The organism is Blastococcus sp. SYSU D00922 (genome assembly GCF_054050495.1).
The window spans coordinates 131,169-145,351 of record NZ_JBJGZL010000011.1 but is presented as its reverse complement, the minus strand read 5'-3'; the positions used below and the strand labels follow the sequence as shown (position 1 = coordinate 145,351).

The 14,183-nt window shown below is 74.0% G+C and carries 13 protein-coding genes; 6 read left to right on the top strand and 7 right to left on the bottom strand.

All coding sequences use genetic code 11. The features are described from left to right. Positions 1 to 30: 30 nt before the first annotated feature. A complete protein-coding gene (locus ACI78T_RS16095) occupies positions 31 to 2,997 on the bottom strand; it encodes a UPF0182 family membrane protein (protein ID WP_456559125.1) in 2,967 nt (988 codons plus the stop codon). Between the two features lie 118 nt (positions 2,998 to 3,115). Continuing rightward, positions 3,116 to 4,138 carry a YlbL family protein gene (locus tag ACI78T_RS16090; RefSeq protein ID WP_456559123.1) on the bottom strand — a complete coding sequence of 341 codons (1,023 nt, stop codon included), beginning with the start codon at positions 4,136 to 4,138 and terminating at the stop codon, positions 3,116 to 3,118. A gap of 106 nt (positions 4,139 to 4,244) precedes the next feature. On the opposite strand from ACI78T_RS16090, the gene ACI78T_RS16085 reads away from it, so the two are divergent. Further along, complete coding sequence (locus tag ACI78T_RS16085) at positions 4,245 to 5,612, top strand: zinc-dependent metalloprotease (protein ID WP_456559122.1); 1,368 nt, start codon at positions 4,245 to 4,247, stop codon at positions 5,610 to 5,612. On the opposite strand, the gene ACI78T_RS16080 is transcribed toward ACI78T_RS16085, so the two are convergent. Next, a complete protein-coding gene (locus ACI78T_RS16080; protein ID WP_456559121.1) occupies positions 5,609 to 6,301 on the bottom strand; it encodes a M48 metallopeptidase family protein in 693 nt (230 codons plus the stop codon). The genes ACI78T_RS16085 and ACI78T_RS16080 overlap by 4 nt on opposite strands. Positions 6,302 to 6,704: 403 nt before the next feature. Here ACI78T_RS16080 and ACI78T_RS16075 point away from each other — a divergent pair, with 403 nt between their 5' ends. From ACI78T_RS16075 to ACI78T_RS16065, 3 genes are all read left to right on the top strand, one after another. Continuing rightward, the gene (locus ACI78T_RS16075; protein ID WP_012950213.1) at positions 6,705 to 6,857 is read left to right on the top strand and encodes a DUF5679 domain-containing protein; all 153 of its coding nucleotides are present in this window, start codon (positions 6,705 to 6,707) and stop codon (positions 6,855 to 6,857) included. A gap of 115 nt (positions 6,858 to 6,972) precedes the next feature. Beyond that, entirely contained in the window at positions 6,973 to 8,091 is a 1,119-nt protein-coding gene (locus ACI78T_RS16070; RefSeq protein WP_456559120.1) for a ThiF family adenylyltransferase, read from the top strand. A 71-nt stretch (positions 8,092 to 8,162) separates the two neighbouring features. After that, complete coding sequence (locus ACI78T_RS16065; protein ID WP_456559119.1) at positions 8,163 to 9,485, top strand: ABC1 kinase family protein; 1,323 nt, start codon at positions 8,163 to 8,165, stop codon at positions 9,483 to 9,485. A 255-nt stretch (positions 9,486 to 9,740) separates the two neighbouring features. Here ACI78T_RS16065 and ACI78T_RS16060 read toward each other — a convergent pair whose 3' ends face one another. From ACI78T_RS16060 to ACI78T_RS16045, 4 genes are all read right to left on the bottom strand, one after another. Further along, positions 9,741 to 9,998 (bottom strand): hypothetical protein, encoded by a 258-nt coding sequence (locus ACI78T_RS16060; RefSeq protein WP_456559118.1) that lies wholly within the window; start codon positions 9,996 to 9,998, stop codon positions 9,741 to 9,743. Further along, complete coding sequence (locus ACI78T_RS16055) at positions 9,995 to 10,234, bottom strand: WhiB family transcriptional regulator (RefSeq protein ID WP_456559117.1); 240 nt, start codon at positions 10,232 to 10,234, stop codon at positions 9,995 to 9,997. The genes ACI78T_RS16060 and ACI78T_RS16055 overlap by 4 nt, the downstream gene beginning before the upstream one ends. 257 nt (positions 10,235 to 10,491) lie before the next feature. Then, the gene (locus ACI78T_RS16050; protein ID WP_456559116.1) at positions 10,492 to 10,785 is read right to left on the bottom strand and encodes a hypothetical protein; all 294 of its coding nucleotides are present in this window, start codon (positions 10,783 to 10,785) and stop codon (positions 10,492 to 10,494) included. Positions 10,786 to 10,999: 214 nt separating this feature from the next. Next, entirely contained in the window at positions 11,000 to 13,012 is a 2,013-nt protein-coding gene (locus ACI78T_RS16045; RefSeq protein ID WP_456559115.1) for an ATP-dependent helicase, read from the bottom strand. Positions 13,013 to 13,178: 166 nt separating this feature from the next. Between ACI78T_RS16045 and ACI78T_RS16040 the strand changes: the two genes are divergently transcribed. Both ACI78T_RS16040 and ACI78T_RS16035 read left to right on the top strand, forming a co-directional pair. Next, complete coding sequence (locus ACI78T_RS16040; RefSeq protein ID WP_456559114.1) at positions 13,179 to 13,445, top strand: mycoredoxin; 267 nt, start codon at positions 13,179 to 13,181, stop codon at positions 13,443 to 13,445. 172 nt (positions 13,446 to 13,617) lie between these two features. Further along, a complete protein-coding gene (locus ACI78T_RS16035) occupies positions 13,618 to 14,175 on the top strand; it encodes an ANTAR domain-containing protein (RefSeq protein ID WP_456559113.1) in 558 nt (185 codons plus the stop codon). Positions 14,176 to 14,183: the final 8 nt, after the last annotated feature.

The window sequence follows — 14,183 nt, the reverse complement described above, 5'->3', positions numbered from 1 at the left end:
GCGGGTCCCGCGGTCTCCCCACCCGGCCGGTCAGCCGCCCGGCGTGGCGCCGGCTGCCTGCTGCGCCTGCTGGTAGGCCGTCACGGCCTCCTGCAGGTCCTCCAGCGCCTGCCCCTGACCGGCGAAGTCGCCGTTGCGCTGCGCGGTGGCCAGGGCCTCCAGGGCGGCGTTGATGTCCTCGACCGCCTGCTCCGTCCCCGGGGTGGCCGGCGTGCCGCCGCCGTCGTCCGGCGGCGTGGTCGGGGCCTCCGGCGTCGACGGGGTCTCCTCCTGCGGATCGGGCGTCGTGCCTGCGTCACCGCTGTCCGCGGCGGACTCCCCCGCTCCGGCACCGAAGACCTGGTCGAGGGCCTCGGACAGCGTGTTCGCGTACCCCACCCGGTCCCCGTAGTTCACCAGGACCTTCTGGAGCAGCGGGAAGGAGTTCTCCCCCGTGCCCTGCACGTAGAGCGGCTCGACGTAGAGCAGCCCGTCCTCGCCGATGGGCAGCGTCAGCAGGTTCCCGAAGACGGCCCGGGACTCCTGGCTGTTGAACAGGGTCAGGTCAGGTCTCACCTGGTTGTTCGTGATGAACGACTGCTGCACCTGCTGAGGCCCGCGGAACGGCGTGTTGCCGGGCAACCGCAGGACCTGGATCTCGCCGTAGGTGTCCGGATCGCTGGACGCCGAGATGAACGAGGAGAGGTTCTCGCGGTTGAAGGCGTTCAGCGCGCTGGTGAGCTGGAACGACGCCTCGTCGTCACCGGGCCGCTGGGCCAGGATGTAGTACGGCGGCTGCGCGGCATCGGTGTCCTGCGTCGGGTCGTCGGGCACCTGCCAACGGTCGTTCTGGTTGTAGAAGTCGACCGGGTTCGAGACGTGGTAGCGCGTCAGGATGTCGCGCTGCAGCTTGAACAGGTCCTCCGGGTACCGGACGTGGCTCATGAGCTCGTCCGGGATGTCGTCGTAGGCGGTGACCGTGCCCGGGAACGCCTTCATGTACGTCTGCAGGACCGGGTCCTCCTGGTCCCACTCGTACAGCGTGACCGTGCCGTCGTAGGCGTCGACCGTCGCCTTCACCGAGTTCCGGATGTAGTTGAACTGGTCGTTCGGCAGCGCCGTGGTGCCGGCGCCGGTCAGCGAGTCCGCGGCCGTCGTCCCGAGGTCGCGCAGCTCCGAGTACGGGTAGGCGTCCGAGGTCGTGTAGCCGTCGAGGATCCAGGTGACGCGCCCGTCGATGACCGCCGGGTACGGGTCGCCGTCCACCTCCAGGAAGGGGGCCGCCTTCTCGACGCGGTCCCGGGGGTCGCGGACGTAGAGCACCTTCGATTCGTCGTTCACCGCTCCGGAGAGCAGGAAGTTGCGCTCCCGGTAGTAGATGGCGAACGTCAGCTGCCGGAAGAAGCTGCCGATCTCGACGCCGCCCTCGCCGTCGTAGGTGTTGTTGACCTGGCCCTCGTCGGACCCGTCCTCCGGCCGGTCGAACTCGCGCGGCTCGGAGCCCTCGGGCGCACCCACGACCGAGTAGACGTCCTGGCCGTTCTGCTGGATCAGCTCGCCGTAGTAGATGCGGGCGCCGTCGTCGTCCACCTCGATGTTGCCGCGGGTGGGCAGGTCGCGGGTCGTGAAGTTGGGCTCGCCGCCCTCCTGGCCGGCCACGACCTCGTTCGCCGGGGCCGCCACGAACCCGTTGCCGTGGGTGTAGACGGTGTGCCGGTTGATCCAGCTGCCCTGGTTCTCCGACAGACCGGCGCTGTTGAGCTCGCGGACCGCGACCACGTAGTCCCGGGTCTCGCCGTCGATCGTGTACCGGTCGATGTCGAGCTTCTCCGGGAAGCCGTACACGTTGCGGATCTGCTGGCGGGCGGTGAACGTCTCCGACAGGACGTTCGGGTCCAGCAGCCGGGCGTTCGGGATGGTCTCGGTGTCGTTGCGCAGCTCGGCCTGCGCGGCGTCGGTGTCCACCGAGTCGCCGGTCGCGTCCTGCGCGTAGTTGACGTAGTCGATGTCGGAGAGGTTGTACGCGTCGAGCGTGGACGCGATCGCCCGCTCGATGTAGGGCGCCTCCTTCTGGTCGGCGCTGGGCCGCACCACGAACTGCTGGACGATCGCCGGGTAGGCCACCCCGATCACCAGGCTGGACACCAGCAGCAGCACCAGCGCGGCGGCCGGCAGGAGGAAGTTGCGCACGAAGATGTTGGCGAAGAACGCCAGGGCGCAGACGATCGCGACGAACACCAAGATCGTCTTGGGGACCAGCAGGGCGTTGACGTCGGTGTAGCTGGCGCCGGTGAACACGTCACCGCGGTCGGAGTAGACCAGCCCGTAGCGGTCCAGCCAGTAGGCGACGGCCTTGAGCGCGACGAACAGGCCCAGCAGCACCGACAGCTGCACCCGGGCAGCAGCCGTCAGCTTCTGGCCGGGGGTCTGCAGGCGCAGGCCGCCGAAGACGTAGTGGGTCAGCACCGCGCCGATCAGCGCCAGCAGCACGATGGCGAACCCGAAGCCGAGCGCGAAGCGGTAGAAGGGGTAGTCGAAGACGAAGAACGACAGGTCGACGCCGAACTGCGGGTCGGTCCGGCCGAAGTCGGTGCTGTTGCGGAAGGTCAGCCAGGTCTGCCAGCTGCCCTGCGCCGTGAAGCCGGCGAACAGACCCAGCACGACGGCGACGGCGGTGAGCACCAGCCCGCGCCGCGGCTCCAGCGACTGGCGGTACCGCTCGAGGTTCTGCTGCTCGAGCGACATCGGCCGGAAGGTCGGCCGGAACCGGTACGCCAGGTAGATCGACAGGGCGACCAGACCACCGGTGGCCACCCCGGCCACGGCGAACAGCAGCGCCCGGGTCTGGATCTCGGTCCAGAAGACCTCGGTGTAGTTGGTCTCGTCGAACCAGAGGTAGTCGACGTAGACGTTGGTCAGCGTGCCGATGGCCGTGAACAGCACCAGCAGCACGGCGACGGCGCCGAGGACCAGCTTCGCGCGGCGCGACAGGGTCGGCACCGGCACGGGGGGCCGCATGGCCACGAGCGCTCTCCTTCAGTTGCAGGCAGTTGCAGACGTGCGGTGACACGGGGGACGCCCGGTCATCCCAGCACAACGCGCGGGGGCCGACGGGGTTCCCCGCGAGGTCAGCGGTTCAGCAGGTCTCCGGTGTGCGCCCGGCGCGGAAGTCGGCGAGGGCCTCCAGGGCGTCGTCGAGCGTGGCGACCTTGGCGAGGGGGAAGCCCGGGTCGGCCGCGGCGGCCGCCTCGGCGCAGTTGCCTTCCGGGACCAGGAAGAGCTCCGCACCGATCTCCTCGGCGGCGACCATCTTCAGCGGGATCCCGCCGATCGGCCCGACCGCGCCGTCGGCGTCGATCGTGCCGGTGCCCGCGATCACCGCTCCCCCCGTCAGGTCGTCGTCACCGACGAGGTCGAGGATGCCGAGGGTCAGCATCAGCCCCGCCGACGGACCCCCCACGTCCTCCACCTGGATGTCGACGTCGAAGGGGGCCGACGGCTGCTCGAGGATCGTGATGCCGAGCAGCGACCCCTCCCTGTCCTCGGCCTCGCGGGTGGTGACCGTCGCCGTCCCCGGCTCGCCGAGCCGGGTGTAGGAGACCGTCACCGTCGACCCGCCGGGGGTGGCCGTCAGCACCTCGTCGAGCGCGTCGGTGTCGGGGGTCGGGACGCCGTCGATCGCCTCGATGGCATCGCCCTCCTCGAGGGCGCCCTCCGACGGGGAGTCGTCGGCCAGCCCCTGGACGACGACCTTCTCCGGGTAGCCCAGCCGGCCCAGCGCCACCGTCATGGCCGCCTGCTCGGAGGTCAGGAACGCCTGGCGGTTGGCCCGGCGGGTCTCCTCCTCGGAGCGGTCGGGCGGGTAGACCGCCTCCTCCGGGACGACGCTGACCTCGTCGTCGAACCAGCCGCGCACGGCCTGGACGAGGCTCAGCCCGCCCCGGCTCACGCCGACCGTCGTCAGGTTGAGGTTGCCCTCCACGTCGTTCCGCTCGCGACCCTGGACGTCGATGATCGGCTCGCCGTCGATGTCGCCGAGGGTGTTGAACGTCGGCCCGGGCACCTGCGCGACGTAGGGCACCGGCAGCGTCGTCCCCAGGATCCCGAAGAGGAGCAGGAGCACGACACCGGCGGTCAGGACGGCGATCCGGCGGGTCACGACGGGCGAGCCTATGCGGCGGAGCTGGACGGCGCCGTCGCGTCCTGTCCGCCGTGGGCGCAACGCGTCGCCACCCCGGCGAAGATCACGCGTCTACCGTGGATGCATGAGTGACGTGCCGTTCGGCTTCGGACTGCCCGACCGCGACCCCGAGCGCCGCGAGCCCGGTCAGGGGGGCGCCCCCGGCAACCCCGGCGACCCCTTCGGTCTGGGCGCGCTGTTCGGCGGCATCGCCGGCGGTGGCTCCCCCGAGGACCTGCTCGGCAAGATGCCGCTGTTCGCCGAGCTGCAGAAGCTCATGAACTGGTCCGGCGGACCGGTCAACTGGGACCTCGCCCGGCAGGGCGCGATCAGCCAGCTCGCCGCAGGGCACCAGCCGTCGTCGGACGCCGAGCGCACCGCCGTCGCCGAGGCGCTGCGGCTGGCCGACCTGTGGCTCGACCAGGTCACCGAGCTGCCCTCGGGCATCGAGCGCACGGCCGCCTGGTCGCGGGTCGAGTGGGTGGAGCAGACGCTGCCGGCGTGGCGCGCGCTGATCGACCCCCTCGCCGAGAAGGTGGTCGGCGCCATGACCAGCGCGCTCCCCCAGGAGGCGGCCATGTCGTTCGGGCCGATCGCCGGGATCATGGGCCGGATGGGCGGGCTGATGTTCGGCGCCCAGGTCGGCCAGGCGCTCGGGAAGCTCGCCGACGAGGTCGTCACCAGCACCGACGTCGGGCTCCCCCTCGCCCCCGCGGGCACCGGCGTCCTGGTGCCGCAGAACGTCGGGGCGTTCGCCGCCGGCCTCGACCGGCCGGCCGACGAGGTCCGGCTGTTCCTCGCCCTGCGCGAGGCGGCCTCGCAGCGGCTGTTCGCGCACGTCCCGTGGCTGCGCCAGCAGCTGCAGGACGCCGTCCACGCCTACGCCCGCGGGATCACCATCGACCGCGAGGCCATCGAGCAGAAGCTCGGCGAGGCGATGTCGGGCATGGAGGGCGGCATCGACCCCAGCAACCCGGAGAGCATCCAGCAGCTGCTGGGCAGCGGCGTCCTCGAGCCGGAGGAGACCCCGGAGCAGCAGATGGCGCTGCGCCGCCTCGAGACCCTGCTCGCGCTGGTCGAGGGCTGGGTCGACACCGTCGTCGCCGAGGCCGCCAAGGACCGGCTGCCCGGCCACCCGGCCCTGGCCGAGACGATGCGCCGTCGTCGCGCCTCGGGCGGGCCCGCCGAGCAGACGTTCGCCACGCTGGTCGGCCTGGAGCTGCGCCCCCGCCGGCTGCGCGACGCGGCGACGGTGTGGGGTGCGATGACCCAGCAGCACGGGTCGGACGCCCGCGACCGGCTGTGGTCGCACCCCGACCTGCTGCCCACGTCCGAGGACCTGGACGAGCCCCTGGACTTCGTGGCCCGCCAGGGTCTGGACGACGAGCTGGCGGCGCTCACGGCCGAGGACGCCGAGAAGCCGCAGGACGACGAGGGCGACCAGCCCGGTTAGTCGACGAGGTCGGCCGAGTCGCCGTCGGCGTCGCCGGCGCCGGCCATCTCGACGCCCTCCAGGAAGCCGCGGGCGCGCTCGGCGCGCGGGTACCGGGCGACGAGCGCCCAGAAGTTCTCGTCGTGGCCCGGCTCGAGCAGGTGCACCAGCTCGTGCACGAGGACGTAGTCGACGACGTACTCGGGCATGGACCGCAGCCGGCTCGACAGGCGGATGCTGCCGTCGGCGGGCGTGCAGGACCCCCAGCGGCGGTTCTGGTTGTCCACCCACCGCACGCTGAGCGGCTCGGCCAGGCCGTCGAGGTGGGCGGCCGACAGCGCGCGGGCGCGGTCCATCAGCTCGTCGTCGCCGCCGAGGGACCGGCGGCGCCGCTCCTCCCGGGTCTGCAGCTTGGCCACCATCTGCGCCACCCAGCGCCGCTCCTCGGCCGGGCTGAAGGCGGCCGGGATGAGGACGACGGTCCGCCCCTTCTCGCGGTAGGCGGTCACCGTCCGGCGCCGGCGGGCGCTGCGCCGGACCTCGACCTCCCCGAGGTTCGCCGGGCCGCCGGCGAGATCGCTCCTCGCCGGTTCCGGCGCGGCTCCCTTGCGCGGCCGGGCAGCCGGGAGCGCACGGCCGGCCCGGCCGGCGGAGGTGGACGGGCCGGTCGCCTCGGGGCACGCGTGAGCGTCGGGAGTCGATCCGGGCACGGAGGCACCGTAAGGCACCGCGCCGACCCTTCGCCTCTGCGAGGGCACCCACTCGGGTGCACGTCGCACGGACGGTGGACACGGCCGCCGCTCCACCCGGTGACAAGGGTTGCGCTGGGTGGTCGGTCCACAGCCTGGACGGGCACGTAGCCGCAGGTCGGGCCCCGGGTCATGCCGTGCAGGCGGGGCTGCTCCCCCACCCTGTCCCCGCTGCGCGCACAGCGACACGCCGGGTCGTCCCCACGCGCTCCACAGCCCTGTCCACAGGCTGTGGGCAAACCCGTCCGGGGCGGCCGCGTTCCGGCGACCGCCCGTCACACCATCGGCCGCTCGCACGGGTAGCGTGCCTGCGCAACGGCGCCCGGCGCGCGAGCCGAGGCACCCCGAGTTCGAGGAGACCCCCGTGGCGGAGAGCTACAACGGCTACTGCGTGAAGTGCAAGGAGAAGCGCGACTTCGACGGCGAGGTGAAGGTCAGCGAGTCCGGCCGGCGCATGGCGCAGGGCACCTGCCCCGTCTGCGGCACCAAGATGAACCGGATCCTCGGCAAGGCCTGAGCGCGGACCGTGCGGTCCTGACACGGCGGTGCCCCGGCAGGGGCGCCGCCGTTCGTCGTCCCGGGCCTGTGGACGGCGCCCGCGCGGCCTCCCCGTGCGCTGCGACGCTGCCCCGGTGAGCGACTTCTCCCACCCGCTGCTTCCCGCCGGCACCCCGCTGCTGCGCGACGGCGACGGGTCGGTGCAGGTGGGCGGGGTCGACGGCACCGACGGGCTCGCGCTCCGCCCCGACGGCGCGGCGGTCGTGGCGCTGCTGCGCGGGCTCGACGGGCGCCGGGCGCAGAAGGCCGTCCTGGCCGACGCGGTGGAGGCCGGCCTGGATCCCGCCGTCGTCTCGGGGGTGCTCGGCGGGCTGCGCTCCGCCGGGCTGCTGGTCGACCTCGACGCCGCCGACCTGCTCGCCGCCGACGCGGGACCGGCGGCCGCCGCCCGCACCGCCGCGGAACTGCCCGCGGCGTCGGCGCGCCCGGGCGGCTGGCGCGCGCGACGGCAGGCCGCGGTCGTCGTCGAGGGCGCCACCCGCGTCGGCACCCCGCTGGCCGCCATGCTCGCCGCCAGCGGGATCGGTCGCGTGGCGGTCCGGGACACCGGGCTCACCGCCGCCGGCGACGCCGTCGTCGGTGGGCTCAGCGCGGCTGACGAGGGGCGACCACGGGCCCTGGCGGCTGCCGACGCCGTGCGCCGGGCGAGCCCGCTCACCGACCTGCGACCCCTGGGCAGCGACGCCGCCGCCGACCTCGTCGTGCTGGCCCGTCCGTGGGCGGCGTCCGATCCCCTGGCCGCCGGGGTCCACCGCGCCGGCGTGCCGCACCTGGTCGCGACGGTGCGCGGGGAGACCGGCGTGGTCGGACCGCTCGTCGTCCCGGGCGTCACCAGCTGCCTGCAGTGCGCCGACCTGCACCGCCGCGACGCCGACCCCCGCTGGCCGCGGCTCGCCGCCCAGCTGACCGGGAGCGACCCTCCCCCCAGCGGGGCGACGATCACCTGCCTGCTGACCGCCGCCACCGCGGCGCTCCAGGTCCTGGCCTACCTGGACGGCACGTCGGCGCCCGGGGTTCTCGCGGCCACGGTGGAGCTGCGCCCGCCGCACCTCACGCCGCGGGTCCGCAGGTGGCCGGCCCACCCGGCGTGCCCGTGCGGTGCCGCCACGGCGTCCGCCGCCACCCGGGAGGGCGAGCCGTCGGCGGTTCCCCTGGGCGCGGAGGCCCCCCGGCAGGGAACAATGGGCGGCTGACCGAGCTCACGAGCTCACCGAGACCACACGGCGGCGCCGGACGGGGCGCGAGCGCCGGCGAGGAGGAACGCGTGAGTGACGACGGACCGGTGATGCCGCGGGGCTCCGTGTCGCGGACCGCGCGGCTGGCGTCGCTCCCCCTGGGAGCCGCCGGCCGGGCCACGCTCGGCCTGGGCAAGCGCCTCTCGGGCCGGCCGGCGGACGCCGTCACCGCGGAGCTGCAGCAGCGGACCGCCGAGCAGCTGTTCGCCGTGCTCGGGCAGCTCAAGGGCGGGGCCATGAAGCTCGGCCAGACGCTGTCGGTGTTCGAGGCGGCCGTCCCCGAAGAGGTCGCCGCCCCGTACCGCGAGGCCCTGGTGAAGCTCCAGGAAGAGGCGCCGCCGATGCCCGTGCGGACCGTGCACGCGGTCCTGGCCCAGCAGCTCGGCGGCACCTGGCGCACCCGGTTCGCGGAGTTCGACGACCAGCCGGCGGCCGCGGCCAGCATCGGCCAGGTGCACCGCGCGACCTGGCGGGACGGGCGCGACGTCGCCGTCAAGATCCAGTACCCGGGCGCGGCGACCGCCCTGATGGCCGACCTCAACCAGCTGGCCCGCTTCGCGCGCCTGTTCGCGGCGCTGTTCCCGGGCATGGACGTCAAACCGCTGATCGCCGAACTCAAGGCGCGCGTGGTCGAGGAGCTGGACTACGGGCTCGAGGCCGACGCGCAGCGCGCCTTCGCGAAGGCCTACGCCGGCGACGACCAGATCGTCGTCCCCCGGGTGGTGGCCAGCGCGCCCAAGGTGATCGTGTCGGAGTGGCTGGACGGCACGCCGCTGTCCCGGATCATCGCCGACGGCACCCGCGAGCAGCGCGACCGCGCGGGGCACCTGCTGGCGGTGCTGCACTTCTCGGGCCCGGAGCGGGCAGGGATGCTGCACGCCGACCCGCACCCCGGGAACTTCCGGCTGCTCGCCGACGGCCGCCTGGGCGTGATCGACTTCGGGGCCACGGCGCGGCTGCCCGACGGGCACCCCGAACCGATCGGCCGGCTGCTGCGCTGGGCGCTGGCGGGCAAGGCCGACGAGGTCCTGGCCGACCTGCGGGCCGAGGGCTTCGTGCGGGCGAACATCGAGGTCGACGCGCAGGGGGTGCACGACTTCCTGCGCCCGATGCTCGAGCCGGTGGCGTCCCACCACTTCCACTTCACCCGCGCGTGGATGCAGGAGCAGGCAGCGCGGATCGCCGACCCCCGCAACGACGCCAGCCGGCTGGGCCGGCAGCTCAACCTCCCGCCGGCGTACCTGCTGATCCACCGGGTGACCATCGGGTCCATCGGGGTGCTGTGCCAGCTCGACTCCGCCGGCGACTTCCGCAGCGTCCTGGAGCAGTGGCTGCCTGGCTTCGTGGAGTGACCCGCTGCCGCACCACCGGATGCGCACGAACGGTGGTGTCGGCGGCTCCGTGACCACCGTTCGTGCGCGAACGGTGCGGAGACGGGACGAGGCCGGGTCACGGACGCACCGGGAGCGTCCGTGACCCGGCCTCAGTAGGGACCACCGGTTCGCGCCGAGTGGGGCCCGGAGGGTCCCGCGCAGGTGCGAGTCAGCGGCTCCACGCAACCGTGGGCGGCACGTGGTGGCGGTGCGGCCCGGAGGGCCGCGATGTGCTCAGTAGACGGCGGCGGAAGCCCGAGCGGCGCGGCGGACCGCACGCTCCGCGCGACGAGCCGCGCGGCGGGCCAGGTAGAGACGACGAGCGCGCGAGGCCGCGGCGGCCTCCGCCTGCATCTCGCCCATCCGGCTGCGCGCCAGATCCTGTTCGAGCATGTACATGGCAGTTCCTTCTGGATGAGTGGTCGATCCCCCTGACATGAGGAGGGACCGGTCGAGCTGGATGCATTCAGCGGTGGTGCCGTCGCGGCTCACGCCGCGACGACCTTGCGGGGACGGCCCCGCGGACGCTTGCGGGCGATGACGGCGCCCCGTTCGAAGATCTCGCCGCCCCAGACACCCCACGGCTCGCCCCGGTCCAGGGCGCCGGCCAGGCAGGCGCTCCGGATGGGGCACTCGCCGCAGAAGCTCTTGGCCTGCTCGAGCTGTGCCGGGCTCTCGGCGAACCACAGCTCCGGGTCCTCGACCCGGCACGGCAGCGGGCGCCGCACCGGCGCGGGGGCCAGTGGCGTGGGTCGTCTCGGCGGGGATCCCCCGGTCCAGGGGAGCCCGGTTCGGCGGTGGGACGTCGGGCGGGCGATCGTCTGCTGCACTGCCGCTCCTCCTAGTTCTCGTCTCTGCTGGGCTTCTGGCAGGTGGCCGGCGGGGGCCCGCCGACCGGTGGTCGGTGCCGGGAGTCGCGGAGAATGAGAAAGGCCGCGGATCCCGGGTTCGGGTTCCGCGGCCTGTAGGAGGACCGGTCGAGCGCTTAGCTCTGCGGTCTCCTCGAGGAGTGGATCCCGAGGGTGGTGCCGTTGTTCTCGAAGAGGTGCTTGGTCACGACGACGTCGCCGATCGGCCGGCGCGTGACGGGGCGGAGGCGGACAGCGGTGCTGCCTGCGGGCAGACCGGTCCCCTGGGCCGGAGCGGTGGGCGCAGCGATCTGCACCGCCAGGAGATCGGCGGAGCCGCCGCACAGGCCCGGGCCGTAGGCCGGGCGCACGTCGATGCCGCCCATGCCGAGGAGATCGGCGGGGGCCTTGGTCCACGTCGTGCTGATCACTGGTACCCCCTCCTTCCTCGGTCGCGGCCCTGACCAGGACGGCCAGGAGCACGGGGGTGCATCTCGTGTGTGCGGGGACACTATGGCCCCCGCCGGAAGCGGGTCAATCGAATTAACGGCGAGTTCCTCAGAACGTGTCACGACGGCCACCGCGACCGCCTGCCGTCGCGCTGGGTGCCGACCCGGCCCGGGTCCGGATGGGCTCCCTCGCAGGTCAGGCGCCGAGCGTGGCCAGCACGTCCGCGCCGTAGAGCTCCAGCTTGCGGGCGCCGATGCCCGGCAGCCCGGACAGCTCGCGCATCGTCGAGGGCCGGGTCTCGGCGATGGCCTGCAGCGTGGCGTCGGTGAAGACGACGTAGGCCGGCACCGACGCCGACTGCGCCGCCTGGCTGCGCCAGGCCCGGAGCCGCTCGAACAGCTCCCCCGCCTCGCCCTCGAGCACCACCTTCGCCCGCTTGGTCGGGCGACGGGCCGCCGGCGCGGTGGGACCGGAGCCGGGAGCCAGACCGTCGAGGAAGCGGCTGCGCGGGCGCGCACGCTTGGCACCCGGGTTGCGCCCCAGCGACCAGGAGAGTGACAGGTGCTCGCGCGCCCGGGTGATGGCCACGTAGAGCAGGCGCCGCTCCTCCTCGACGGCGGCCGGTCTGCTCAGCGACTGCGAGATCGGCACGACGCCGTCGACCAGGCCGACGACGAACACGACGTCCCACTCCAGGCCCTTGGCCGCGTGCATCGACGCCAGCGTGACGCCCTGCACGGTCGGCGCGTGCTGGGCGTTGGCCCGCTCGGCCAGGTGCCCGACGAAGCCGGCCAGGTCGAGGGTGGGGTTCTCCGACACCAGGTCGACGGCGAGGTCGACCAGGGCGGCGAGGGACTGCCAGCGGTCGCGCGCGGCACCGCCGGCGGGCGGGCGGTGCTCGGCCCAGCCCATGGACGCCAGCACGTCGCGGACCGTGGGGACCAGCGCGCCCGGATCGGTGCCTCCGGCCGCGGCGCCGCGGAGCAGCAGCACGGCCTCGCGGACCTCGGGCCGTTCGAAGAAGCGCTCCCCGCCCTTGAGCACGTAGGGCACGCCGACGTCGGCCAGCGCCGACTCGTAGACCTCCGACTGGGCGTTGATGCGGAAGAGCACCGCGATCTCGGCCGCCGGCATCCCGGAGTCGATGAGCGCCTTGCACCTCGCCGCCACGGCCGCCGCCTCGGCCGGCTCGTCGGGGTGCTCGACGAACGTGGGCTCGGCGGCGTCGGGGCGCTGGCCGAGCAGCCGCAGGCCGGGCAGCCCCTTGCGCTTCGGCGCCTGCCCGATCAGCCGGTTGGCCAGGCCGACCACCTGCGGTGTCGAGCGGTAGTCGCGCTCGAGCTTGACCACGGCGGCGTCGGGATAGCGGTCGGCGAAACCGAGCAGGTAGTCGGGATCGGCGCCGGTGAAGGAGTAGATGGTCTGGTTGGGGTCGCCGACGACGCAGACCTCGGCCCGGCCGCCCAGCCAGGCGTCGAGCAGCCGCTGCTGGAGCGGGTTGACGTCCTGGTACTCGTCGACGACGAAGTGCCGGTACTGCGCGCGCACCTCGCGGGCGACCGCGCGGTGCTCCTCGATCGCATAGGCGGTGACGAGCAGCAGGTCCTCGAAGTCCAGGGCACCGTCGCGCTGCTTGGCGGTCTCGTAGCTCGCGTAGACGGCGGCCACCGCCGAGGCGTCGAACGGCGGCTCGCGGCCGGCCGCCTGGGCGCGAGCCGGGTAGTCGTCCGGCGTGGCCAGGGTGGTCTTGGCCCACTCGATCTCACTGGCCAGGTCACGGAGGCTGGCGCGGTCGGTGGTGAGCCGGTTGCGCGCCGCCGCCGTGGCCACGACGCGGAGCTTGTTCTCGATCAGCGCCGGCATGGGGCCGCCCAGCACCCGGGGCGCGAAGTAGCGCAGCTGGCGCATCGCCGCCGCGTGGAAGGTGCGGGCCTGCACACCGCCGACGTCCAGGGCGGCGAGGCGCCCGCGGAGCTCCCCCGCCGCCCGGGCGGTGAAGGTGACGGCGAGGACCTGCTCCGGCACGTAGACACCGGAGTGGACGCCGTAGGCGATGCGGTGGGTGATCGTGCGCGTCTTGCCCGTTCCGGCGCCGGCGAGGATGCACACCGGACCGGTGACGGCCTGGGCGGCGGCGCGCTGCTCGTCGTCCAGCGCGGCGAGCACGGCCTCGGCCCGGGAGGCCGGTTCGGCTCCCGTCTGCGGCATGGGATCCCCTTCCGTCCTCGCGGCCGACGTGTGTGCCCCGATCCTCTCAGCCGGGTGCGACGACGCCGGGAAGCATCCCCAGGGGCGCGGCGTTGGTCCGGGGACAGATCAAGGCCACCCTCCCGGGGGTGGACCGGCTCGGAACTACCAGGGAGGATCCCCCTCGATGACCTCGACCCCCACGGCCCTCGTGACGATGTACACCACCGACTGGTGCGGGTACTGCGTCCGGCTCAAGAAGCTCATGGAGCGCGAGGGGATCCCCTTCTCCGAGGTCAACATCGAGCGCGACGCGAAGGCCGCCGAGCTGGTCATGCAGGCCAACGGCGGCAACCGCACCGTCCCCACGCTGCTGTTCCCGGACGGTGTCGCGCTCACCAACCCCTCGATCGACCAGGTGAAGGCCCAGCTGGGCTCGGCTGCGGAGGCGTGAGCACCAGGTGATCCCCGGTCCCCGGCCCTCGACAGGGCACAATCGCCCTGGAGCGGGCCGCGACCGCGGCACCGACGTCCTCCGGCACGCCTCGCCGGACGCCCTCCCGGAGGCCCCCGTGGAGAGTTCGGGACCCGAGTCCCCCTCCCCGGATGCCCCGTGCCCGTCGCCGGTGGCCCTCACCCGGACCGCCCGCGGCTGGGCGGTCCAGTCACCGGCGGGCGCCGATCCGGCGGCCGACCTCGTGGAGGGCCTCTCGCTCGCCGACATCGTGGCCGAGGAGTTCGGCGCCCTCGTGGAGCCCGACCGCACGGCCCGCCGGTCGGCCCGGGGCCCCAGCGCGGACACCGACCCGCTCGACCCGGCCGCGGCGCGGGTGGCCGAGCTGGAGCGCACCGTCGCCCAGCTCGAGCACGCCCTCGCCGCCCGCGTCTCGACCGAGCGCGCCATCGGTGTGCTGGCCGAGCGGCACGGCACCAGCGCCCGTGACGCGTTCGAGTCGCTCCGCCGCGACGCCCGGTCGCAGGGCCGTCCGGTCGCCGAACTGGCCCGCGAGGTCCTCGACGGGCTGGCCGCCGATCCCCCGCCGGCCGACGGCGGCTCACGGCGCGGCGGCCGGTCGGTGCCCGCGCCCGGACGTCGTCGCGGCGCCGTGGTCGCCGAGGTGAGCCCCCCGCTGCCCCGCACGCCTCCCCAGCCGTCGGCCGCCGCCGTGGACGGCGTTTCCTGAGCCGTCCG